The sequence below is a fragment of the Corynebacterium amycolatum genome, from assembly GCF_016889425.1.
Taxonomy (GTDB): Bacteria; Actinomycetota; Actinomycetes; order Mycobacteriales; family Mycobacteriaceae; genus Corynebacterium; species Corynebacterium amycolatum.
This window is the reverse complement of record NZ_CP069513.1, coordinates 1,145,200-1,168,836: the sequence shown is the minus strand read 5'-3', so window position 1 is coordinate 1,168,836 and position 23,637 is coordinate 1,145,200. Positions and strand designations below refer to the sequence as shown.

The 23,637-nt window shown below is 58.2% G+C and carries 22 protein-coding genes and 1 tRNA gene; 11 read left to right on the top strand and 12 right to left on the bottom strand.

The features are described 5' to 3' along the window. The first annotated feature begins 92 nt into the window (after window positions 1–92). Complete coding sequence (locus I6J19_RS05145; RefSeq protein WP_187402486.1) at window positions 93–695, top strand: Maf family protein; 603 nt, start codon at window positions 93–95, stop codon at window positions 693–695. 66 nt (window positions 696–761) lie between these two features. On the opposite strand, the gene I6J19_RS05140 is transcribed toward I6J19_RS05145, so the two are convergent. Continuing rightward, a complete protein-coding gene (locus I6J19_RS05140) occupies window positions 762–1,820 on the bottom strand; it encodes a Cj0069 family protein (protein ID WP_038626366.1) in 1,059 nt (352 codons plus the stop codon). Window positions 1,821–2,184: 364 nt separating this feature from the next. Between I6J19_RS05140 and I6J19_RS05135 the strand changes: the two genes are divergently transcribed. The 3 genes from I6J19_RS05135 to I6J19_RS05125 all read left to right on the top strand — a co-directional run bounded on the left by I6J19_RS05135 (window position 2,185) and on the right by I6J19_RS05125 (window position 5,794). Continuing rightward, entirely contained in the window at window positions 2,185–3,069 is an 885-nt protein-coding gene (locus I6J19_RS05135; protein ID WP_038626368.1) for a sulfurtransferase, read from the top strand. Window positions 3,070–3,489: 420 nt separating this feature from the next. Then, window positions 3,490–5,277, top strand: coding sequence for an acetyl/propionyl/methylcrotonyl-CoA carboxylase subunit alpha (locus tag I6J19_RS05130; RefSeq protein ID WP_038626370.1), 1,788 nt, complete (start codon window positions 3,490–3,492; stop codon window positions 5,275–5,277). Window positions 5,278–5,392: 115 nt separating this feature from the next. Next, complete coding sequence (locus I6J19_RS05125) at window positions 5,393–5,794, top strand: hypothetical protein (RefSeq protein WP_038626372.1); 402 nt, start codon at window positions 5,393–5,395, stop codon at window positions 5,792–5,794. Window positions 5,795–5,824: 30 nt separating this feature from the next. Here the strand turns inward: I6J19_RS05125 and cobF are convergent, their stop codons facing one another. Together cobF and I6J19_RS05115 are read right to left on the bottom strand one after the other, a co-directional pair. Continuing rightward, window positions 5,825–6,673, bottom strand: a complete 849-nt coding sequence (gene cobF / locus I6J19_RS05120) for a precorrin-6A synthase (deacetylating) (RefSeq protein WP_038626374.1) — start codon at window positions 6,671–6,673, stop codon at window positions 5,825–5,827. After that, window positions 6,624–6,905: a cg0963 family protein gene (locus I6J19_RS05115; protein ID WP_016423292.1), complete on the bottom strand. Its 282-nt coding sequence runs from the start codon at window positions 6,903–6,905 to the stop codon at window positions 6,624–6,626. Before I6J19_RS05115 ends, cobF begins: the two co-directional genes overlap by 50 nt. Window positions 6,906–7,180: 275 nt before the next feature. Here I6J19_RS05115 and I6J19_RS05110 point away from each other — a divergent pair. After that, window positions 7,181–7,253 (top strand) — tRNA-Arg (locus tag I6J19_RS05110). Between the two features lie 29 nt (window positions 7,254–7,282). Here I6J19_RS05110 and I6J19_RS05105 read toward each other — a convergent pair. Continuing rightward, a complete protein-coding gene (locus I6J19_RS05105) occupies window positions 7,283–8,500 on the bottom strand; it encodes an IS481 family transposase (protein ID WP_187402487.1) in 1,218 nt (405 codons plus the stop codon). Between the two features lie 394 nt (window positions 8,501–8,894). Here I6J19_RS05105 and I6J19_RS05100 point away from each other — a divergent pair, with 394 nt between their 5' ends. After that, a complete protein-coding gene (locus I6J19_RS05100) occupies window positions 8,895–9,752 on the top strand; it encodes a siderophore-interacting protein (RefSeq protein WP_038626378.1) in 858 nt (285 codons plus the stop codon). A gap of 14 nt (window positions 9,753–9,766) precedes the next feature. On the opposite strand, the gene I6J19_RS05095 is transcribed toward I6J19_RS05100, so the two are convergent. Further along, window positions 9,767–10,345, bottom strand: a complete 579-nt coding sequence (locus I6J19_RS05095; protein ID WP_038626380.1) for an RDD family protein — start codon at window positions 10,343–10,345, stop codon at window positions 9,767–9,769. 288 nt (window positions 10,346–10,633) lie between these two features. Between I6J19_RS05095 and I6J19_RS05090 the strand changes: the two genes are divergently transcribed. Beyond that, window positions 10,634–11,263 (top strand): hypothetical protein, encoded by a 630-nt coding sequence (locus tag I6J19_RS05090; RefSeq protein ID WP_235191267.1) that lies wholly within the window; start codon window positions 10,634–10,636, stop codon window positions 11,261–11,263. Between the two features lie 188 nt (window positions 11,264–11,451). Here the strand turns inward: I6J19_RS05090 and gcvT are convergent, their stop codons facing one another. The 6 genes from gcvT to I6J19_RS05060 all read right to left on the bottom strand — a co-directional run bounded on the left by gcvT (window position 11,452) and on the right by I6J19_RS05060 (window position 19,341). Next, complete coding sequence (gcvT, locus tag I6J19_RS05085) at window positions 11,452–12,624, bottom strand: glycine cleavage system aminomethyltransferase GcvT (protein WP_070431881.1); 1,173 nt, start codon at window positions 12,622–12,624, stop codon at window positions 11,452–11,454. Window positions 12,625–12,903: 279 nt separating this feature from the next. Further along, window positions 12,904–14,556 carry a solute symporter family protein gene (locus tag I6J19_RS05080; RefSeq protein ID WP_038626384.1) on the bottom strand — a complete coding sequence of 551 codons (1,653 nt, stop codon included), beginning with the start codon at window positions 14,554–14,556 and terminating at the stop codon, window positions 12,904–12,906. Window positions 14,557–14,558: 2 nt separating this feature from the next. Further along, on the bottom strand, window positions 14,559–14,936 hold the full coding sequence (locus I6J19_RS05075; protein WP_038626386.1) for a DUF485 domain-containing protein: 378 nt from the start codon (window positions 14,934–14,936) through the stop codon (window positions 14,559–14,561). 229 nt (window positions 14,937–15,165) lie between these two features. Continuing rightward, complete coding sequence (locus I6J19_RS05070) at window positions 15,166–17,619, bottom strand: HAD-IC family P-type ATPase (protein WP_038626388.1); 2,454 nt, start codon at window positions 17,617–17,619, stop codon at window positions 15,166–15,168. A 41-nt stretch (window positions 17,620–17,660) separates the two neighbouring features. After that, entirely contained in the window at window positions 17,661–18,413 is a 753-nt protein-coding gene (locus tag I6J19_RS05065; protein ID WP_038626390.1) for an enoyl-CoA hydratase, read from the bottom strand. Window positions 18,414–18,474: 61 nt separating this feature from the next. Then, on the bottom strand, window positions 18,475–19,341 hold the full coding sequence (locus I6J19_RS05060; RefSeq protein WP_038626391.1) for an aldo/keto reductase: 867 nt from the start codon (window positions 19,339–19,341) through the stop codon (window positions 18,475–18,477). A 143-nt stretch (window positions 19,342–19,484) separates the two neighbouring features. Between I6J19_RS05060 and I6J19_RS05055 the strand changes: the two genes are divergently transcribed. The 4 genes from I6J19_RS05055 to I6J19_RS05040 all read left to right on the top strand — a co-directional run bounded on the left by I6J19_RS05055 (window position 19,485) and on the right by I6J19_RS05040 (window position 22,553). Continuing rightward, window positions 19,485–19,748 carry a helix-turn-helix transcriptional regulator gene (locus I6J19_RS05055; RefSeq protein WP_038626393.1) on the top strand — a complete coding sequence of 88 codons (264 nt, stop codon included), beginning with the start codon at window positions 19,485–19,487 and terminating at the stop codon, window positions 19,746–19,748. A gap of 2 nt (window positions 19,749–19,750) precedes the next feature. After that, window positions 19,751–20,320, top strand: a complete 570-nt coding sequence (locus I6J19_RS05050) for a hypothetical protein (protein ID WP_038626395.1) — start codon at window positions 19,751–19,753, stop codon at window positions 20,318–20,320. A 65-nt stretch (window positions 20,321–20,385) separates the two neighbouring features. After that, on the top strand, window positions 20,386–21,291 hold the full coding sequence (locus I6J19_RS05045) for an ABC transporter ATP-binding protein (protein ID WP_038626397.1): 906 nt from the start codon (window positions 20,386–20,388) through the stop codon (window positions 21,289–21,291). Then, the gene (locus I6J19_RS05040; RefSeq protein ID WP_038626399.1) at window positions 21,288–22,553 is read left to right on the top strand and encodes an ABC transporter permease; all 1,266 of its coding nucleotides are present in this window, start codon (window positions 21,288–21,290) and stop codon (window positions 22,551–22,553) included. Before I6J19_RS05045 ends, I6J19_RS05040 begins: the two co-directional genes overlap by 4 nt. Window positions 22,554–22,645: 92 nt before the next feature. Here I6J19_RS05040 and I6J19_RS05035 read toward each other — a convergent pair whose 3' ends face one another. Beyond that, window positions 22,646–23,632, bottom strand: coding sequence for a ribokinase (locus I6J19_RS05035; RefSeq protein WP_038626400.1), 987 nt, complete (start codon window positions 23,630–23,632; stop codon window positions 22,646–22,648). Between the last annotated feature and the right edge of the window lie 5 nt (window positions 23,633–23,637).

The window sequence follows — 23,637 nt, the reverse complement described above, 5'->3', positions numbered from 1 at the left end:
GAATCTGCGCATTTTTACAATCGGGCCGACCCCACGCATGTTTGCCACAAAAATTAGGCTTTACGATTCCACCCTCACTAAAATCACTAATTATGAGCAGCCCCCGAATCGTCTTGGCCTCCACTTCCCCTTCGCGACTGCACATTCTGCGCTCTGCAGGCATCGAGCCCATCACAGTAGCGCCCAACGTCGACGAGGATGCCGTGGTCGCTGCCCTTCCGGACGCATCGCCGGTACGCATCGTCGAGGAACTCGCACAGGCCAAGGCACACGCTGCCTCTCCGGCCTATCCCAATGACATTGTCATTGGCGGGGATTCAATGCTGCTTCTCGACGGCAAGTTGCAGGGCAAGCCTCACACGGAAGAAAAGACCATTGAGCGCTGGCACCAACAGAGCGGCCGGACGGCTGAGCTGATTACCGGTCACTGTATCGTGACACCAAAGGGCGAGCACCTTGAGGTGGCCATTACTTCCCTCGATTTCGCTGAAGTCCCAGAAGAGGACATCCGCGCCTATGCTGCGACGGGCGAGCCACTGAAGTGCGCTGGCGCGTTTACCTTGGAGGCTCTAGGCGGCTGGTTTGTCGATGGCATCAATGGCGACTCATCCAGTGTGATCGGACTGTCGCTACCTGTCGTGCGCCGAGCTCTGTATCGCTACGGCTATTCGGTCTCCCAGTTCTGGAATAGGTAGGCATCGCAACGACCGTCGGAAAGCAAAAACCGCACCAATTTGGTGCGGTTTTCTTAGCTGTCGGGACTACTTGTTAGCAGCCTCAACGCGCTTGATGGCTTCCTGAGCAACGAGCTCCTGGATACCCATATCCAGCTCGGAGGTGAAGCCAACACAGGAGCAGTTGATCTCGCCGAGAACGTAAGTGTCCTCGCCGTCCTCGCCGTCTGCCAGCATGAAATCAGCTGTCCAGATCAGCGGGATATTGTCGCCACCGAGGTTCTCGGCAATGACCGGGCGAGCCTCAGCAAACATGTCGATGAGGTCCTGCCATTCTTCCGGCTTGTTGTAGGTGTACTTCGCACCGGAGAACAGGGTTGCCGAGAAAGCATCGCCGCCCTCGGCCGGCTTCTTGTGAACCACGAAGACCGGGTGCGGACCGACCAGCAGAATGCGAATTTCGCCTTCGGTGATGCGCGGCATGAAGCGCATGTCCACGAGCATGCCGTTATCGCCGATGATGTACTGGTCACAGAAATCCATGAACTCTCCGAGCTCGCGAGTCTCGGTGTGATTGTCCACGGCCTCGGTGCACTTCAGCTTGGTGTCCAGCGGCAGCGGGGTGCCCGGCTCAACGTTCTTAGCAACCTCTTCGTCAGCGATGCGCACACGCCAGATGCCGGACCCGGTGGAGCCACGGTTCTGCTTGAGGACGCGCTCGCCGTAGGACAGGGAAGTCGGGAAAGTCTTGTGGAATGCCTCGACGTCGTAGTAAGCAGCGGTGTCAGACGGAACCAGGTCAGTATCCTTGAGCTTGACCAGTGCGTCCTTTGCGCCGTAGGCCATCATCTCGCCCGGGGTGGACATACCGACCAAACCAGCGACCGAGAGGCTAGTCAGAAGCTCGAAGTAGCCCCTCTCACCACCCGGGATGTTGCCCGGGTTAACGCGGGAGATGTAGCCGTCGAAGTTCTGAGAGACGTAGTCGTACAGGTCGTCCTTCCACTCTGGTCGGTAGTAGACGACCTCAGCGGACCAACCGGCTTCGCGGATAGCGTTGACGATTGGCATGGTGTCCTTGCGGTGTCCGTCGAAGTACTTGTCCGAGCCGCCCTCGATCTCGAATACAACAATGTTCTTATGCACAGGCACTCCTTTTAAGAAAATACATGGACTTCCGGCACTCAATTGTCTCCGTAACGCAGCGAATACCCAGGCAGATAGCCCATTTCAGCCCATTTTCCAGTGATACGAATCAACACAGTTTTTGCGCTAACTCTCAGCTAAATTTTAGGGCACTACCGGGATTCCAAGCGCGCTGAAAACACTCCTTTTACCCCCAACTGTGAGGCGTATCCCAGGGGTGGCCGCGGACGCAATTGTTGCCGTTGGAAAGCGCTCACACCGGGGACTATTCCGCCGTTCGCCACGCGACCCGTAAACTAGATATGCAATTGACGATAAACGTCAGAAAGTCCCACCCACCCAACTTGCGCCAAGGGAGTATCCGATGGCTGTTCCGCACGACCCGCACCCCCAGTTCCAGCAGTACGCCCACCCTGAGCGCCTCGTCTCTAGCTCCTGGCTTGCTGCCCGACTGGGCTCTCCCGGTCTGCGCGTTGTTGAATCCGACGAGGACTCACTGCTCTACGACATTGGACACATTCCGGGCGCGGTTCGCATCGACTGGCATCACGACCTCAACGACCCCGTGCGCCGCGACTATATCGACGCCGAAGGCTTTGCCGAGCTCATGCGCGAGAAGGGTATCTCGCGCGACGACACCGTCGTAATCTACGGCGACAAGTCCAACTGGTGGGCCGCCTACACACTCTGGGTCTTCGAGCTTTTTGGACATCCCGACGTGCGCCTTCTCAACGGTGGCCGCGACGCCTGGATGACTGAAGAACGAGACACCAGCTTCGAGGTCCCTAACTACCCACGCACTGACTACCCTGTCGTCGAGCGCGACGACAGGACATTGCGCGCCTACTTCAGCGATACGCGTGAGCTCATTGAAAAGGCTCCGATTATCGACGTACGCACTCCGGAGGAATATGCCGGTGCGCGAACCCATATGGTCGATTACCCACAGGAAGGCGTCCTGCGAGGTGGCCACATTCCAACCGCGGTAAACATTCCATGGAATCAGTCCGTTCACCCGAACTCGCGTTTCCGCGACCGCGAAGAGCTTGAGCAGATTTACGCGCACGTCCAATTCGAAGATGAGGCGATTGTCTACTGCCGCATAGGCGAGCGCTCCGCGCACACCTGGTTTGTACTGCACCACCTGCTCGGCCACGAGAATGTTCGCAATTACGACGGCTCGTGGGTTGAGTGGGGCAACATGATTGGCATGCCCATCGCCCACGGTTCGGAGCCGGGAAGCCTGTAGACGATTGACGCAACCGGTGGGCACTTCTCCCCACCGTTTTCCCGGCGTCAGCGACTGGCACTACAGCGGAGAATTAATTCCCCCTGCCGCCCCCAATCAAGGGGGCGGCAGTTGCACTCTTAGATGGTAATTTTAGCCGCAAACTTAGATTTTTGGGCGGAAAATAGCCACTTCAGCTGCCCCCACACCCACTTGAACGCTGCTCAAGACCACAATCTCTACCCCCTTATGTAGCGAGCAAAAAGAGGTTGCTTACCGCACCTGTGACACAATGGAGGCATTGGGTCACACGCTGTTAGCTACCGCGTGGTTAACCGCATTGCGGTTCACCGCTCAGTTAACTGCAGTGCTGCTTGTGATTCCTACAAATGACTGTCGCAACCTTGCCCCGAGGGCCAATTCTCGGGGTGCCCACGAAAAATGGAGGATTTCGTGTCCGAGCAGACCACTGAAAAAATCACGAAGGTTCTCGTCGCCAACCGTGGCGAGATTGCCGTTCGCGTTATTCGCGCTGCGAAGGACGCAGGCATTCCTTCCGTCGCCGTTTACGCTGAGCCGGATGCGGACGCTCCTTTTGTGACCATGGCGGATGAGGCTTTTGCTCTCGGTGGCACCACTTCCGCTGAGTCCTACCTGGTCTTCGACAAGATTCTGGACGCTGCAAAGAAGTCTGGCGCTAATGCCATCCACCCGGGCTACGGCTTCCTGTCGGAGAACGGCGACTTCGCAGAGGCCGTTGAGAACGCTGGCCTGATTTGGATTGGCCCGTCGCCGGAGTCCATCCGCGCCCTGGGCGACAAGGTCACCGCTCGTCACATCGCGCTGAAGGCTGACGCTCCGATGGCTCCAGGCACCAAGGAACCGGTTAAGGATGCAGACGAGGTCGTCGCGTTCGCTAAGGAGCACGGTCTGCCAATCGCCATTAAGGCTGCTTTCGGTGGCGGCGGTCGCGGCATGAAGGTCGCACACGAGATGGAAGAGGTCGCTGACCTCTACGAGTCCGCTACTCGCGAGGCCGTTGCCGCCTTCGGTCGCGGTGAGTGCTTCGTAGAGCGCTACCTGGACAAGGCACGCCACGTCGAGTGCCAGGTTCTCGCTGATAAGCACGGCAACGTCGTTGTCGCCTCCACCCGTGACTGCTCTCTACAGCGTCGTTTCCAGAAGCTCGTCGAGGAAGCACCTGCTCCGTTCCTGACCCCGGAGCAGGATGAGCGCCTGCGCCAGTCCGCTAAGGACATCTGCCGCGAGGCTGGCTACTACGGTGCTGGCACCGTTGAGTACCTGGTCGGCGCTGACGGCCTGATCAACTTCCTCGAGGTCAACACCCGCCTGCAGGTGGAGCACCCGGTCACCGAGGAAATTACCGGCCTCGATCTGGTCCGTGAGCAGTTCCGCATTGCCGAAGGCAAGGAACTGTCCATCAAGGAAGACCCGGAGATGCACGGTCACGCTTTCGAGTTCCGCATCAATGGCGAGGACGCCGGCAGCAACTTCATGCCGGCTCCGGGCACCATCACCAAGTACGTCGAACCGTCCGGCCCAGGTGTCCGCATGGACACCGGCATCAAGGAGGGCGATGTCATCGGCGGCCAGTTCGACTCCATGCTGGCCAAACTGATTGTTTGGGGCGAGACCCGCGAAGAGGCTCTGCGCCGCTCCGCTCGCGCCCTGTCCGAGTACCAGGTTGAGGGCCTGGCAACGGTCATTCCGTTCCACCGCCACATTGTGGAGAACCCGGCGTTTGTCGGCGATGGCGAGAAGTTTGACGTCTACACCAAGTGGATTGAGGAGGAATGGGACAACCCAATCGCTCCGTACGACGGTGACTCTGACGCTGACACCGACACCGTCCCGGCTCAGAAGGTCGTCGTCGAGATTGACGGTCGCCGCGTCGAGGTAGCCCTGCCAGGCGACCTGGCCCTGGGGGGTGGCAACGCTGGTGCCAAGAAGAAGAGCAAGAAGAAGCGCGCTGGCGGTTCCAAGAAGGCTGCTTCCGGTGACGCTGTGGTTGCTCCGATGCAGGGCACCGTCATTAAGGTCAACGTCGAAGAGGGCCAGGAAGTCTCCGAGGGCGACACCGTGGTTGTCCTTGAGGCCATGAAGATGGAAAACCCAGTCAAGGCTCACAAGGACGGCGTTGTCACTGGTCTGGCTACCGAGGCTGGCTCGGGTGTCGGCAAGGGCGATGTCCTGATGGAACTGAAGTAGTTCTAAAGCTCTAAGCGGGGCTGGTTGCGATGGGATTCGCAGCCAGCCCCGCTCGATTCTTTTCGTCCCCTCCCCGACCCCTCAAACACTGTTCAGGACGTCTAGAGTGGACGGTATGGAACCCATGGAAGTAAATGCCGGCCGCTTCTACTGCCGCCCCCTGCGCCACGATTCCCGCGTCGATGATGCCCCGGTCGCAACCCAATTACTCACAGAATTGGCCCCTGACTCCGTCGCCGAGTTCCTTCGCAACTCCACCACCGAGTGGGAAAACGACACCGCCTACCGCTTTGCAGTTGCCGAGCAGACGAACGTCGAGATGCTCGCATTAGCGACGGTCGAGGTCATCGATGCCGACCATGTCAGCATCACCGTCCGCCCCGCAGGCGACCCCACACGCGTGTTACCTAACGACGATCAGGTCCTCACCAAGGTAACCGTCGCCGACGGCGTCGAAGCCGCCGAAAAAGCCCTCCACCGATGGGCAGAGGGCTTCTTGGGTAAGAAAGTCAGCTAGCCGAACTAGCGCGGCTGCGACTGCTCAGTCCTAGGCGCCGGAGCGCAGCAGGTAGATATCCATAATCCAACCGTGCTCCGCACGTAGCTCCTTTTTCAGCTCCGCAATCTCTTCGCCGACATCGCCAACACGACCACGGCGGAGCGTCTCCAGCTCCGTTCCCAGGAATGCACCCCAGAGAATCTCTTCCTCCGGGTCCGCGTGCTCGAGCCAGGCTGCCCCACCATCGAGCATTACCACCGCATCCGTACCAGGCGCGCGCTCCCCCAGGCGCCGACCAGTGGTAATCAACACCGGCTTACCAATCTGGTTCAGGCACTCTCCATGCGCTGCGGTCAGCGCGGAAATCGCTGTCACACTGGGGATAACTCGCGAGCGCACGTCCACTCCAAGGTCGCGGACGCGCTGCAAAATCCGCAACGTTGAGTCGTACAAGGCGGGGTCCCCCCAGACCAAGAACGCACCGCGGCGCTTGCCCTCTCGTCCGAGGTGAGCGACGAAGGCGTCGGCAAGCAGCTCTGCACGGCGCTGATGCCAGTCACGGACGACTGCGCCGTAGTTATCGGGCGTGCGGTCACGTGGCGGGTCGGGAACGGCAACGAGTTCGACATGCGGCGCATGCTTATCGACGATCGCCTGTCGCGCAGCCAACAAGTCCGCTTTGGCATCGCCCTTGTCGAGAGCAAAAACTACGTCGACATCAGCAAGAGCGCCGATAGCCTCGAGCGTAATGTGGCTCGGACTACCGGCGCCGATTCCGATGACGTCTACATCGACATACCCGCTGTATACAGGGCTCTCAGCCTGAGTGCGGGCGGCGTCGTTTCGACTAGTGATTGGTCGGATCTCCCTCGTAACCGAACTGTTCAGCCATCTCATCCGGAGACAGGCCAGCCATCGAACCCTGGAGGTTAGCCGAAGCGGCCTGCTTCAGGTAGATCTCGCAAGCGTTGGCCATGTACTTGGAGTCGTACACGTTCATCTCCAGAATCGGAGTCAAAGAGCCATCATCTTCCATGCGCGAAACCAGAAGGTGCGGCTTGTCTGAGTCCGTGGTCATGGAGCACTTAATCTTGACACCGTTGACATCCGTGAAAGTTGGCTTAATCATCTTGTCATCCTCCTCCAAAACAGCGACCGGAAAATAAGTAGCGCTGTTGCGACCGCAAGCGCAAGAAAGTCGCTCGTTATAAACCATGTTAGCCGGATTTTCAACGACACCGCCGGGCGCAAAAACACTTGGGGGTAATAGCGGGCTTCCTGCATGTTTGCATGTCAGGCCGAGGACCCAATTGCCACTAGAGCTCGCAGATGCGTTAAGGTTATGAGGTAATTTTTCCGGGATTGGTAGATAGGTTTTGCGGCTGCTTTGCCCGGAAGATGACTGCCCTAGTAGCTCAGTGGATAGAGCACGGCTCTCCTAAAGCCGGTGTCGGAGGTTCGATTCCTCTCTGGGGCACATTGTGAAGTCTCGAGACATCGTTCCGGTTATGTCTCGAGGCTTCCTTTATTTTTGTTGCCCGGGGTGGGGTTTAGTTCGTTGTCTTTTTGGTTGTAGTAGATCTTGTCTGAGGTCAGTGTGTAGTGGGCTATGTGTTGCCCCGTGGCGGTGATTTTGATGTCTGCTGTGTTGTCTACGCACATGATGGTGATGGGTTCTCCGGCCCATCGGCGTCCGATATAGAGGCGTCTGAGTTGTCCGCCCCACCGCAGTGTCGTTTTGCCGTTTTTGGCGACTTTGTCGGTGCGCAGGCGGTAGTCATAAGTCTTGTTTCCTGGGCGGGGATGCGCTTTGGGTAAAGCGTTGTAGGCCTCCGCAGGGGTACATCGGTTGAGTGCTCGGTGGGGGCGTTTGTTGTTGTAGTAGTCGATGATGCCATCGAGTTGTTCGTTGAGGTTGTCGATGTCTCTAGCTTGGGGTCTGTTACGTAGTGCCAGTTTGAGTGTGTAGTGGAATCGTTCAACTTTCCCTTGGGTTTGCGGGTGGTAGGGTTTGCCGTTTTTCTGTTCAATTCCTAGGTCTAGGAGGAGTTGTTCGAAGCCATTGCGTGCTGGGTTGGTGCGGTCGTTGCTGGTTGTGAATGCTCGTCCATTGTCGGTCAGGGTTGATTGTGGGTAACCGTGGATGGTGGCTGTGTAGGTGAAGGCTTCGATGACGTGGGTGACGGTTGCGCTGTTAAAGGCTTGGCAGTGAAGTACATAGCGTGAGTGGTCGTCGAGGATTGTAAGGATGACGACGCGTTGGTGGCCGGCGATGGTCCAGTCGCTGTAGTCCATTTGCCATGTTTCGTTGGGTTGGTCTGCTTGGAATCGTATCCATGAGCTGCGGGGACGTTTTTGTGGTTGGGGTGTGATGTGTCCGTTGTTTTTGAGGATGCAATGGATCGTTGCTGTTGCTGGCAGTGGGGTTGTGTCTTCTTGCTCGAGGTGCCAGCGGATGGTGTGGGCTCCCGCGTCGGTGCCGCGGTTGGTTAGTTCGTAGCGTAATTGGAGGATGCGGTCGACTACGTCAGGGGCGGTAGCGCGTGGATTTGTATGAGGGCGTTTTGATTTAGGGGTCAGTGCCTTGATGCCGCCTTCGGTGTAGCGCTTTTGTAATGTGCGGATCCAACGCGTTGTCACGCCGAAGTGTTGGGCTGCTTCGGTTTGGGTCATGCCGGTGGCGAGCATGGTTTCGATGATGGTTTTCGGAGCTGGTTTCTCCATGGTTTCAGCATGGAGGAACGATGTCGCGAGACATCAGTTTCGGCGTGTTTGGGGCAACTGTGGCGTGTTGCCGGGCACATCGTTTCTCGCCGGAACGATGTGACGAGACATGATGGTTCTCGGCACCGGAACGATCTCATGAGACATGCGGAACGATGTCACCGAACCAGACGCTCTCTGGGGCACAAATACCCCTCGTGACCTTTTACATATAGGACGCGAGGGTTCTTTGTCTTTCTGACGCCCGGCCACTACGCCCGTCCCCCCCCTCTCCTGAGAACGCATCACCCAACAATTTCCAGCAACACTTGTGTTAGGCTTACCTAATCGTATGGCGTGTAGACTTCCGGCAGTACATAACAGCCCAAAAACTTGTTGAAGGACAGTGACAACTATGGCTGACCTAGCTAAAGCAGCACCGAAGCGTAAGCCCCGTAAGGCACATGAGGCAACAGTTATTGGACGTCGCCAGATCTCTCCAGACCTTGTTCGTTTGAGCATGAACTCGCCTGCATTTGTGGGCAAGGAGCTGGAATTTACCGACCATTACATCAAGTTACTGTTTGTGCCAGAGGAAGCTGATTACTCCTGGCCGTTCGATATTGCGCAAATTCGCGCCGAACAGCCGAGAGATAAACTGCCAATCACCCGCACCTACACTCTGATTAATCTGGACTCCGAAACGGGCGACTTCGATGTCGACTTCGTCACCCACGGCGATTCCGGCCTGGCTGGGCCTTGGGCACGGGTAGCTGAAGTCGGAGACAAGCTTGGCTTCTTAGGGCCAGGTGGCGCGTGGGGGCCTGCGGCAGAATATGAACACTTTGTACTCGCCGGCGATGAGTCCGCAGCACCAGCGATCAGCGCCGGACTGAAGCACCTCCCAGAAGGCACGACTGCAACCGCATACATCGAAGTCGAAGCCGAAGATCGCAAGTTTGAGCTCCCAACCCGAGAGGGCGTGGAAATCCATTGGGTTCTCCGCAACGGCGCAACCCACGGCACAGAGCTATCCCGCACGGTGCGCGAGGCGGGTATTCCAGAGGATAAGGAAACTAGCTGGTTCATCCACGGTGTCGCCGAGATGATTAAGGAACTGCGTCGCTTCCTCTTCGTTGAATCTGAGGTCCCGAAGAAGGACGTTTCAATCTCTGGCTATTGGCGTATCGGCATGACTGAAGACCAGTGGCAGTCCTCTAAACGAGAATTCAACGCTGAGGTTGAGGCCGAGGAGGAAAAGGCCAGGGCCTGACGCTTGCTCGAACGCTAGCGCTCGCTACGCCCTTTTTCAACAACGACGCGTTTTCCTGCCAACCAGTCGAATGGGTGCCAGCGGCAAACAGCAACCCAAATCATCAGGACACCAAAAAACAGTCTAACGATTGGCTCCAAATCCGTAAGCAAGAAAATCATCAACAATAGGTAGCAATTACGTACCGCCGCCTGCCAACCTCCGCGCCAAGAATCGTCTCCTGACTCGAGCTCCGATGTTCCCTCTGGCTGAGCGGCTTCGAACGGAGTCGCCCCAGAGTCTACTTTCCACGCTGGCTCAACGTGTAGCAAAAATGAGCTTTTCCCAAACGTCTGTTCACCGCGTGCCTCTGCAACCACGCGCACAATGAAAAAGACAACTGGGAAAATGGCACCATACAAAATTCTGAACTCTGGCGGGCTCGGCAGCGCCCAGCTCGCCGTGGCTGCTTCCCACGCAAGTTTGCCAAGTGCCACAATGATGGCAACAAAGATTCCTACAAGGAACGAATCCAGCATCCACGCACCACTGCGTCGAGCGAACAGATCCGCATTACTCTTTACGGAGAATCGATTCGAGATGCGCTGTTTCATCGGGCACATGCTATCAAAAATCACTTATAGCTTCGCAGACGAATTCTCGATTCTGGCCGCACCCGCTCTGCCACGGTTAGAAGCATCTAGTATGCAAATCGAAAAGTCGACTGTATAGTTGCCGGTTGAATCAACCTATCTATTGGATGCTAGCTCCTTCCATGCCAGTAACTCGGCAAGTAAACCTACAGCTGGCTCCCCCCAGTGGTTTTTCAGGAGACGCCGACCCAGAAAGCCGAGAATAAACCACGCGAAACAGGCCCGAGAAGCCCAGAAAGTGAGCTGGATGTGAATACGCGAACTCAGCTGTCAACCGTACAACACCCTCAACTCACTGTCCGCCGGTGCAAGAACCGCCGGCACCTGGCGCTGGCCTGCAGCTTCCTCACTTTCGCAGCCACTGCCACCAGCTGCGCCAACGGCGAAAGCGAGGAGGTTGCGGCGACGCAAACCTCGTCGTCAAGCTTGCTTACTACGGTGTCGACAACAAGCTCGCCGACGACGACCGGGCCAAAGGTTCGAGAAGGCGGCACGCCGCGCATTGGGCAGCTGTGCCCGAACCAGATCGGCGAGATACGAATGAGCGCCAACGGCCAGGATCTTGAATGCGCACAGGTCGGCGGGCAGGAAGTGTGGACGGTGCTGCAGCAGACCTCCGCGGACCCGACATCGCAGCAAATGTGGATCTCCACTACTCCAACGACCTCTGAGCCACAGCCTCAGGAACCTGAGCCGACGGCTCCGAGCGAGAGCACAACGGAGACGAGTGAGACGGAGAGCTCGACGACCTCTGATGCATCCACGCCGCCCACTACTTCAACGACTCCGACAACCTCCGGCGAGCCGACGGAATCGGAATCAGAGCAAGAAGAGCAGCCAAGCGAAGATAATCAAGGGCTCACCGGTCTGTTCCGCTAGGTTCGTCTCGGGCGGCGAGGTTCGTCGGCTTGGTACTCATTAGGTAAGGTGCGCTAGCTCGCCCTAAAACACCAAAATCCGCTGCAACAATACTGCAGCGGATTCTTGTGATTGCAGAATCGCTCAGGCTGTGGCAAGCCTGAACGAAACTTCGGCTCGCCACAACGCGGCCGAACAAGCGGGCTCCCCTACTTGCGGTGACGACGGTTGTAGAACGGCGTCGGCACGACGGTAGCGGTAATGTCGGCGCCTTCGACGGTTAGCTCAGTGCCAGTGGAGGACTGCCAACGCTGAACGTATGCAAAACCGATGGGGTAGCCCAAAGTCGGCGACACCTTGGCGGAAGTCAGCACACCAACCTCGTTACCTTCCGCATCAATGAGCTTGGTGCCACGCTTCGGAGCTTCATCGCCGGAGAAACGCAGACCAACCAGCAGCTCCTTCGACTGCGGACGGTTAATCAGGGCATTTCGCCCAATAAACTGCCCCTTGGTCGGCCCCATGATGGACTTCAGGCCGGCCTCCAGCGGAGTGCGGTCTCGAGTCAGCTCGTAGCCATAGAGCGGCATACCGGCCTCAAGACGTAGGGTGTCGCGGCAGGCCAGACCACACGGCAGCAGGCCGAGGTCAGCGCCGTTGTCAGCCGGATCCTCCGGATTTTCCACCTTGCCACCTGCTGCAATGATTGCACGCCAGACTTCGACGGCGCGGTCAGCCGGCGGGAAGATCTCGAAGCCGTCCTCACCGGTGTAGCCGGTTCGGGCGACAATCATTTCCACACCTGCGACCTCGAGCAGGGTGCAAGAGTAGTAATTCATGCCATCGAGGGTCGCGTGCAGATCCTGCGGCAGCAGACGGCGCAGAAGCTTCGCAGCCTTCGGCCCCTGAATGGCCAGGAGCACATTCTTGTCATTCATGCGCTCAACCTGGACGTTGTAGCCACCAACGCGCTCGCGCAGCGTCGAGTACACATCTTCAGCGGCTGCGGCATTCTGCACCAGCATGAATTCGTGACTACCGAGACGGTAAATGATGAGGTCATCAATAATGCCGCCGTCTTCCTGCACAATCATGGTGTACTTGGCACGACCCAACGCCAGCGGCTTGATTGCCGAAATCAGGGAGTGTGCAAGGAACGCCGCCGCATCCTCACCAGTGACGCGGATGATACCCATTAGCGACAGGTCGAAAACACCAACGGCCTCACGCACTGCGTTGTGCTCTGCAATTTCCGAAGAGTAGCGGAACGGCACTTCGTAGCCACCAACATTGCGCATTTCTGCGCCAAGGCTTACGTGCTCATCATGCAGGGCGCTACGGAAAGAATTGTTGTTCTCAGAAGCGCCAGAATTGTCAGTCATACACACTCCAATTATTGCGGTGGGGCAAACCAGATTGTTACCTTCCCACCTTATATCTAAGACTCCGAGCTCGCTTCCGCGAGCCCCTGCAGAGCTAGGGCAACAGCCCCGTCCATTAACTATCATGCACTGATTCGCACATGCTTGACGACGACCCCGCGCCCACCACAAAGGCCCCGCTACCAGTGACGATAACGGGGCCTTTGCATTTGTCTATTCAGTTAATTGAGATTGGCTGAGCTGTTCGGGCAGCGCTGCCAGCCAAGGACTCAGTGGTTATTAGTGATCAACCGCAGCCTCGGTACCGACACCGGTCAGGGAGCGAACTTCCATCTCAGCTGCCAGGTCATCGAAGTTATCCGGCTTGCCCATGTAGGTGGCGATGATGCCAGCCAAGAACGCCAGCGGGATTGCGAGCAGACCCGGCGAGGTCAGCGGGAACCAGGAGAAGTCAACGGACGGAATCATCGAGGACTCGCTGCCAGAAACTGCCGGGGAGAAGATAATCAGAACCAGCGAGGCGATGACACCGGTGTACATGGAGGCAACTGCGCCTGCGGTGTTGAAGCGCTTCCAGAACAGGGACATCAGGATGGTTGGAACGTTTGCGGATGCGGCCACTGCGAAGGCCAGTGACACCAGGAAGGCGACGTTCTGCCCCATGGCCAGGATGCCGAGGATAATGGAGACAACACCCAGCACGATAACGGTGATGCGGGAGACGCGAACCTGCTCGGCTTCCGTTGCCTGTCCCTTGCGGATCACGGCCTGGTAGAGGTCCTGGCCGACAGAAGCGGAAGCGGTAATTGCCAGACCAGCGACCACTGCCAGCACGGTAGCGAACGCCACTGCGGAGACCACTGCCATGAAGATGGAGCCACCGATTTCGAAGGCCAGCAGCGGAGCGGCAGCGTTGGCTCCGCCCGGCGCGGCCGTGATGCGGTCCGGGCCGACGAGCGCAGCAGCACCGTAGCCGAGCACCAGGGTCAACAGGTAGAAGCCACCGATGAGGATGATTGCCCAAGTCACGGACTTACGAGCTTCCTTTGCGGTCGGCACCGTGTAGAAGCGCATGAGCACGTGAGGCAGACCAGCAACACCGAGAACCAGTGCCAGGCCTAGCGAGATGAAGTCCAGCTGCTGGACGAAGGAGCCGCCGTACTTCAGACCCGGCTCAAGAATGGCGGAGGCTTCGTAGCCCTTCTCGGCGATGTAGTCCGAGCTCGCGTGCATGTCCACTGCGTCCTGCAGTAGCTGAGAGAAGTTGCCCTTAACACCCACCAGAATGATCAGGGTCATGATGATGACAGCACCGACCAGCAGGACGGCCTTAATCATCTGCACGTAAGTGGTGCCCTTCATGCCACCGATGAGAACGTAGGCAACCATGATGATGCCAACGACTGCGACAACGATGGACTGCTGAGTGGAGTCATGAATGTTGAGCAGCACGGCGACCAGGGAACCTGCACCGGCCATCTGCGCGATGAGGTAGAACAGGGTCACTGCGAGAGTGGAGATAGCAGCTGCGGTACGGACCGGACGCTGCTTAAGACGGAATGACAGCACGTCGGCCATGGTGAACTTACCGACGTTTCGCAGCGGCTCTGCAACCAGCAGCAGCGCGACGAGCCAAGCGACGAAGAAGCCGATGGAGTACAGGAATCCATCGTAACCAGTCAGCGCAATGGCGCCGACGATACCGAGGAAGGAAGCCGCCGAGAGGTAGTCACCTGCAATGGCGAGACCGTTTTGGGTACCGGAGAACTGTGCACCACCGGTGTAGAAGTCCGATGCTCCCTTGTTTCCGCCCTTGCCCACGCGAGTAACGATGAACATGGTCGCAACAATGAAGGCGACGAAGACCGCGATGTTGAGAATCGGGTTACCTGCTGCTGCAGTGTCATCTGCAGCAAAGAAACTGGTCAGCATGTCTATGCCTCCTTCTTTGCGACGATTTCAGCGATTTCTCCGCTTTCCAGTGCCTCGCGCAGCTCTGCCTGCATCGGCTCAAGCTTCTTGTTGGCGAAGTTGATGTACACCCAAGTGATGGCGAAGGTGGTCACGAACTGGAGCAGACCAAGGACAATGCCCAGGTTGATGTTGCCCAGTACGGGAGTTGCCATGAGGTCCGGCGCAAACGTCGCAAACAGAACGAATGCGATGTACCACACCAGACCTGCAACGGTCATCGGGATAGCGAATGAACGGAATGTAGAGCGGAGCTCTTGGAACTGCGCTGAGTCTTGCACGTAGCGGTACTCAGCCGCCTGTGGCTTATGCCGGCCTGTCGGCATAGGAGTTGCGGACACGGGCTAATCCTTTCCAGGAAGTTATGCAGGTGTTCGTAATGGGGTTCAGCACAGCCACCCTACTGGTGTGCCATGCACCACACTTTTCATTAGGTGTTGAAACAAAGTTACCTGGAACACAGTTAGCAAAGAAGTTAAATGCGACTAACCACTTCTCAGCGAGCCTTAAGGCACCCCCAAAAACGCCATTACCTGCATACTTGAGGAGACCTTTTACTACCCCCCCCATTTACGCTGTTATGCTCGTATTCTCCACTTCTTCCGGCAATGGCTTACTCTGACGCCACCACCACAGCGCCTCGATAATGACCGCACCGATGGCGCCCACAATCAGCGCAGGAATCAACAGCTCCCGCCCCACCCAGTACAGATTAAGCACTGAAGCCACTGATCGAACCGAGAAAATAAACAGGTACGCTCCTGCCGACACCGCCAGCAACAGAACCTTCCACCAGGTGTATGGCCTAGCCACGACCACCAAGACCCAAAATGCCGAAACAATCAGCACAATGAGGGTCGCGGTGGACGCCTCCCCTCGTGCCGCATCGCCGGCGTCGACTCCCGGGTTTGCCCACAACCAAAATATGAAGGTCAACAACCCCACCGTGATGCCCGCCGGTATCGCTAAGCGCAACACGCGCCGCACGAAACCATCGCGCGCACGCTCCAAGTTAGGAGCCAACGACAGCACGAAGGCCGGGATTCCAATCGTGAACCAGCCCGTAATGGTCACATGAATCGGCTCGAATGGATAATCCATCCCCCACAGCCCCACAGCCAGCGCCAATACCACCGAGTAGATGGTCTTCGTCAAAAAGAGGTTGGCCACACGCTCGATATTGCCAATGACGCGACGCCCCTCCGCCACAATCATCGGCATCACGGCGAAGCGATTATCCAACAGCACCAACTGCGCAACCGAACGTGTCGCCGGCGCCCCATCGCCCATAGCCACGCCCAGATTCGCCGCTTTCAGCGCCAGCACATCATTGACACCGTCACCGGTCATCGCCACATGATGTCCGCGCGACTGCAGCGCATGGACCATATCGCGCTTATTCTCCGCCGTGACACGGCCAAAGATCTGCCGCGACTCCACAATGTCTGCAAATTCATCGCGAATCTCGGCGCTCTTAGCTTCGCTACCATCATCGCGGCTCGCCGGAAGCTCAGAAGCATCGACAGGGTTGTTAGCCCCCTGCATTTCCAGCTCACGTGCAACAGCCCCCACGGAGCGGTCATTGTCACCAGAAATGACCTTGACCTCGACACCTTCTTCATAGAAGTAGGCCACCGTGTCCGCCGCATCTGAACGCACCTTCTGCCCTAGCACGACAAGTGCGACCGGCTCCAACTCCACCTCGCCACTCTTCCGCAGCGCACCGCCGGGCAGGCCATCTGCCCCAACTGAGGTCCGCGCAAGCAGGAGCACACGAAGTCCTTCCTCCATAAGCTGCCGAGCTTTCTGCATGCCGACCGCGGAGTCGTCGACAAGCACATCGGGCGCGCCGAAAACCCACGTCGCACCGCCGTGATACGTCAGCGCCGACCACTTATTCGCTGAAGTGAAGGGGCGGGTTTCGGTCTGCTCATGCTTTACGACGTCCCCTGCGTCCGCAAGCCCATCGAGTAGTGCGCGAGCCGTTGCGTTGGGGCGATCGTCGAGCTTGCAAAGATTGATGAGCACAGCGTCGAGCTCATCGCGGGAAGTACCGTCACCCGATACGATATCGACTTCTACCAGCTGCATCGCGTTTTCGGTGAGTGTGCCAGTTTTGTCGACGCACACGGTGTCAACGCGCGCGAGACCTTCGATGGCGGGCAACTCATTGACCAGCACTCGATGCCGCCCCAAGCGCACCACGCCGAGGGCAAATGCGATGGTGGTCATGAGAACAAGCCCCTCAGGAACCATGGGCACCAGCGTGGCGACCATCCCCAGTAGCGCATCATTGAGATCATCGCCGGCAACAAAGAGCTGCGTATAGATTGCCAGAGCGCCGACGGGAATGAGAATCCAAGAAATGTAGGTCAGGATCTTGTTGATGCCGCGGAAGAGCTGGGAATCAGTCAGCGTGAACTTGTTGGCCTCAGCTGCGAGCTTGGCGGCGTAAGCCTCCTTGCCCACTTTGGTGGCCTGATATCGCGCCGACCCCACCACGACCGAGGAACCCGAGTAGACCATGTCCCCAACGCTCTTATCGACGGCATCGGATTCACCGGTGAGAGAGGATTCATCGACGGCCACGTCAGAGGCGTAGCGGAGAATACCGTCAACGACGATTTGGTCGCCGGGACCGACCTCGATGAGATCGTCGAGAACGACGGACTCGCGGTCGATCTCGCGAGCCGGCTCTCCGTCGCGAATGACCATGGGCTTTGCGCGGCCGACAATGGAGAGCTTGTCCAGTGTGCGCTTGGCACGCAGTTCTTGGATGATGCCGACGATAGAGTTGGCGATAATCAGCAGACCAAAGGCACCGTTGACGATTGAGCCGGTATAGAGCACGACTGCGAATAACACAGCGAGAATACCGTTAATCCGGGTAAACACATTGGCACGGATGATGTCCCACACACTGCGCCCGGATGTTGGCGGCAGCTCGTTGACGTGCCCCAACTCGATGCGTTGCTGGACCTGCTGTTGAGTAAGACCGCTGTCGGGAGTTTTCCACGAGCCCATGACTGCCTACCCTATTCGCCTAATTGCTGAACCTATTCGAACTATTTGCCAATGAAATTTGGTTCGCGCCTTTCAGCTCGCGCCTTCGATGCCTCCGCAGCATCCTCGGAAGCCCAGACTGTGTCGTAGAGTTCCTGCTGGTAGTCCTTCAACGGGCTGTGCGTCTCATCGTCGTTGAGCACCGCCTTGTGGTAGGCCAGCGACAGTGGCGCATAGGTGGCGATACGGAGCGCTACCTCCTCAGCCTTGTCCGGACCACCGAGGTAGGAAGCCAGACCACAACCGCGGGCGGCTTCCTGATCCATGCGCTCGGCCGCCAACAAAATAGTGCGGGCACGGGCACCGCCGACGAGTACACGTACGCGGCGAATAGTCCAGGCATCGACAGCGATACCGAGCTTGACCGGCGGAATCATAAACCAACCGCGATCGCCAACGACGCGTAAATCAGCTGCCATCGCCAGCTGCATGCCAGCGCCGACGGCCGGTCCCTGCACATCCGCAATAACCACCAGACGGCTGGCCTCGATTGTGCGCAGCATTCGACGCAGCTGCTCATGGAAGGAATCGTCGTGATGCTGGCCGCTCAGGTCAGCACCCGCACAGAACGCACGACCTTCGCCGCGCAGCAGGATAACGCGCTGCTCGGGAACCTCAGCGGCAGCTTCCACCGCGTCGGCAATCTCACGACACACGTCGGCAGTCAGGGAGTTGCGCTTATGATCTCGATCAATGGTGATAGTGACAATCGCGCCGTCGGCTTCGACGCGGATTTCAGATGCTGGGTTCGTCATAGCATTTAGGCTACCCGCGAAACACCAATAGTGATGGGGCTATAAGCAACTCTAAATTCGCTTATTCATTGCCGAATACCCGCGGGTCGCCGCTCAGGCGCCCGTCGGCACGCGCCATCGACGCAATCGTCTCCATGTCCTCGTCGGTCAGCTCAAAGTCGGAGACCTGAAAGTTCTCCTTGATGCGCGACGGCGTACCCGACTTCGGGATGGCCACGATGCCACGCTGGAGGTGCCAGCGGATAGCAACTTGGGCGGGAGTTTTACCCAGGCGGTCTGCGATTTCAGCAATCGGCGAACCTTCAAAGTACTTCGCGCGCCCCAGTGGCGACCACGCCTGCGTAACGATGCCACGACGGCGATCGTCTGCGATCTGCTCATCCTGCGGGAACTGCGGATGCAGCTCAATTTGGTTGACCACCGGAACCTCGGAGAGCTGGTCGAGGACCTCTGGGTAGAAGTTCGCCACACCAACCGAGCAAATCAGCCCGTCGCGCTTGAGCTCTAGCAGCGTGTCGAAGCACTGCCCAAACGTCCCCTGTTTCGCCACCGGCCAGTGCACAAGCATCAGGTCAACATAGTCAAGGCCGAGCCGCTCCAAAGATGCCTGCACGGATTCGCGCGTCGCCGCCGTCTCCTGCGCATCGTTCCAGACCTTCGTGGTCACGAAGATATCTTCACGCTTTACGACGTTCACAGCGACCGCATCAGCAATACCCTGCCCCACCCCACGCTCATTGCCATAGAGCGATGCGGTGTCGATGTGACGGTATCCGAGCTCCAGGGCATAGCGCACGGATTTGCGCGCTTGCTCATCGTCGAGCTTGTAAGTACCAAACCCCAGGATCGGGATGGCGTTGCCATCAACCATTTCCACATTGGCAATTCCGGTTGTCGCTGCATCGTACTTCAGATCGAGTGTGGTCATGCCAACCGAGTGTACGGAAGTGTACGGGCTGAAAATTTTTTAGATTTTTTCTGCCCCGCTGACCTGCGATTTAAAAAAGTGATTGCCATTCATTTTGTTGCAAACAGTTGACGGAGCGTTGTGTTTATACAATACTTTGGAATGTGTCCCCAAAGATTAGACCCAAAGAACCGATATTCAACAGAATCTCAGTGCTGCGGGCAGAACACGGACTCAGCCGAGCCGAACTAGCCAAACAAGTAGAGGTCAATCCTCAAACGATTGGCGCGTTGGAGCGAGGTGACCACTACCCCAGCTTGGATCTGGCATTCCGCATTTGCGCAGTGTTCGATCTCCCCGTGGAAGCAGTGTTTTCTCGCGAGGAATTCAAGCCCATGTCCTCTGCCCTCTACCGAAAGGAAAGCTGACGATGCCAACTATTCGGACTGAAAACGCAACACCGAGCTTTTTTGAGAAGCTAGAAGTCCGGCGAGAAGCAAAATACACAAAGCGCGTCGAGCAGATGTCAGGCTGGCTGACTAATTGGCGCAACCAGGCGGCGCGGCGGAAGCTGGTCATCGCATTCGAGGTGTGCCTTGTGCTGATGCTGCTGAGCGGCATCGCACTTCTCGGCACTCTGACCAACATTTTCCCGGACTGGCTTTCTATGTTCTGGCCCGCGACTTCCCTCATAATGATCTTTGTCTGGACCAGCCTCAACATCACAGTCGACATGGTTGACAGCGCACCCATCTCACTACTGGACGAGTACCAGCAAGAACAAATTTTGAACCTGCGCGGACTCACTTACCGCTGCTTCCTCTACTTCGGCCTAGTGTCCTTCCTCGCTCTAGTTCTGGTGGGCACCTATGTTCTGAACGCACAGCCTGACTGGGGACACTACATTCCGTACAGCTTCGGAATCTTCGGCATCGTCATCTTTCTTTTCATTTCCACACTGCCCACCGTCGTCTACGCCTGGAATCTGCGGGACGACTAGCCCGGGCCCAAATCTCACGCTCCCCCCCTCCCCTCTGCCCTTCACTCCTCAATCTAAGGATCACCATGAACAGCCTCATTGTTGACGGGCTTGAGAAGTCCTACGGAGACCTGCAGGTTCTCCGTGGCATGAGCTTCCAAGTCAACCCTGGAGAAATCTACGGTTTCGTCGGCTCCAACGGTGCCGGCAAGACCACCACCATGCGCATTGCCCTCGGCGTGCTGGCCACCGATAAAGGCGAAGTGCGCATCGGCAATACCCCGATGAATGACTCGCTACGCCGCACGATTGGCTACATGCCAGAAGAACGCGGTCTCTACCCGAAGGCTGAAGTCCGCAAGCAGCTGATCTACTTTGCTCGCTTGCACGGTGTGCCCACCAAGCGCGCGGAGTCCAACGCCGATAACTTGTTGGCACGCCTCGGTCTCACCGAGCGCGCCAACGACAAGGTCGACACGCTCTCGCTCGGCAATCAGCAGCGCGTGCAGCTGGCAGCCTCCCTCGTCCACGACCCGGAGGTACTCGTCCTCGACGAGCCTTTCTCTGGCCTCGACCCAGTTGCGGTCAAGGTGATGAGCTCGGTCCTCAAAGAGTACGCCGACCGCGGCACCCCAATCGTGTTTTCCTCTCACCAGCTCGACCTCGTCGAGCGCATGTGTGACCGCGTCGGCATCATCCGCGACGGCCGCATGCTCGTGGAAGGCACCGTTGATGAGCTGCGCGCACGTGGCCCACGGGCTTTCGTCGTCAAGCTCGATGGTGCGTCCCAGGATTGGGCGGCCTCTGTCGAAGGCGTAACAAGCGTGGAGCGCGAGGCCCACGGCTCCACCGTCGTTCACCTCGATTCCGACGCCCCAGCCGACACCGACCAGAAGCTGCTGCACAGCGCAATGGCAGCGGGAACGGTCCGTTCGTTCGGACCTCTGCAAATTCCACTTACCGAGCTCTACCAGGAGGCCGTACAGCAATGAGCACCAACACTTACAACGCCTCAACGGCCGTCAAGACCGTTTTCGTCCGCGAACTCCGCGAGCATCTACTGAAGAAGAGCTCGCTGATCACGCTCATCATCATGGCAGTGGCGGTCGTCGGCGGTATCTTCGTTGCCGACTACATGACTTCCAAGTCCGATAATGACGCTGTCAAGATCGCGGTTGTCGGAGAAGCGCCGTTCGCGGACTCTCTCGCCGACGCCACCGCCGAAATGAAGGACGCTGAAGACGCGGACGCCGCAGCCGGCGCATTTTCCACGGCATCACTGTCACCGTTGGAGACTACGTCCGCTGCAGACGACAAGGCCGCTCGCGCTGCCGTCACCGACGGCGATGCCGACGCCGCTCTCGTCCCCGACACGGCAGAAGGCAGGGAAGGGTCGTGGAAACTGCTTGCCGACGACGCCCCATCCTGGCTAGCCCCAATGCTGCAGGAGTCGCTGCAGAAACAGAACGAAGCCATGCTGCTCAGCGAAAACGGAATCAACCCCGGCGAGTTTTTCTCCAAGACTCAAAGCGCAGTCGTGTCGGTGGAATCCCTGGATGAAGCAAAAGACGAGAAGATGCCTGCGATGCTCATCACGCTAATCGGTGTGATGGTCATGATGACCGCCATCCTCGTCTTCGGTGGCGCAGTTGCCACCAGCGTCATCGAGGAGAAGTCCTCCCGCGTCATCGAGATCATTCTCTCGACAGTCCGCCCGGCGCACCTGTTGGCCGGCAAGATCCTCGGCGCCGGTCTGGCCGGCATCATCATGATGAGTGTGCTGACCGCCAGCGCCGCAATTGCCCTCATGATTACCGGATTGGCGGAGAGCTTCGACGTCCCGTGGTCCGCAGTCTGGCTGCTGGTCCCGTGCTTCATCCTCGGTTACTTCTTCTTCGCAGCGCTGTATGCAGCCTCCGCATCACTGGTCAGCCGCATGGAAGATTTCCAGGGCGCACAGATGCCGGTACTGGTGTTCTCGCTGATTACGATGTATGTTCCGCTGTTTGGCTGGAGCAAGCTGGACTCTACCGTCATGCAGATTGCCTCGTGGATTCCGCCGGTTTCCATCACCACCGCTCCGTTGCAGTATGCCGTTGGCAACTTCTCCGCACTCCAGTTGGTTGCCTCACTGCTAATCATGGTTGTGGGAGTAGCCGCAGTCATCGCACTCGCAGCCTGGATCTACCCGCGCAATGTCCTGCGCACCGGTGCCGCGGTCAGCTGGAAGAAGGCCCTAACGGCCAAGAGCTAGTCCCAGCCCTGCCAAAAAAGGAGCGTGGCCCCCTTCGGCCACAGTCACCTAAAACCGAATACTCATCAATCGCGTAGTTTGCTCAGCGCACCTTATAGACCGTGGTCCGCCGCAAACTGCGCGATTTTTCCTGTCTCGCCATAAGAGGTCTGCGCCCCCACGCCTGTCGCCGCATGAGCCGAGACCACCGCCGCAAGACGAGCTGCCGTCACCACATCATCGCCCGCGGCCAACGCGGTGAGGACCGTGCCCATGTACGCATCACCGCAGCCCGTGGTATCCACGACCTCGATGGGCAGCGCCGGAATGCGTGTGACTGACACCTCGCTTTCCGACGTCCTCAGGACCGCAGACCCCTCCCCACCAAGTGTGACAATGGCCGTGGAAATCCCGTGTTCGTCGGCAAGCGCGCGACCAACCGCGTCCCACTGACCGTGCTCGCAGCCGGCGACCGCGCGCTCGCAGCCGATTATGGCTGCGAGTTCGTGCTCATTGACAATGAGGACATCGACCAGCGCGAGCAGATCCTCACTGACCGCCCGAATCGGCGACAGGTTGAACACCACCGGCACGCCCGCATCGTGGGCAATCTGCGCGGCGGCCAGGACCGCCTCATCACAAATCTCCAGACACAGACCGAGGCACCCCGCCCGCTGAATCTTGTCCGCATGACTGCGAACCGTCTCAGCATCGACTTCACCATTGGCGCCAGCGGAGATGACAATGAAATTCTCCGCCGCATCATCAACAACAATCATGGCTGTGCCAGTGGCAGAGTCGACGGTCTCAACTGCGGAGATGTCCACGTGAGCGTCGGTAAGCGCGTCGCGCAGCAACTGTGCGTTGGGATCCGAACCGACCGCGCCGACCAGTTCCACGGCCGCGCCCAGCCTGCCAGCCGTCGCCGCCTGATTCGCCGACTTACCGCCCGGCAGAATACGCAAGGGACTCCCCTCGATAGTCTCACCACCATGCGGCAGGCGCTTCACAGTGACAGTCAGGTCTGCGTTGATGGAACCGACGACACATACGTTTGGCCGCTGATTAGCCAGCTCGGTGAGGCGCTCAGTAATCGGCATTGGTT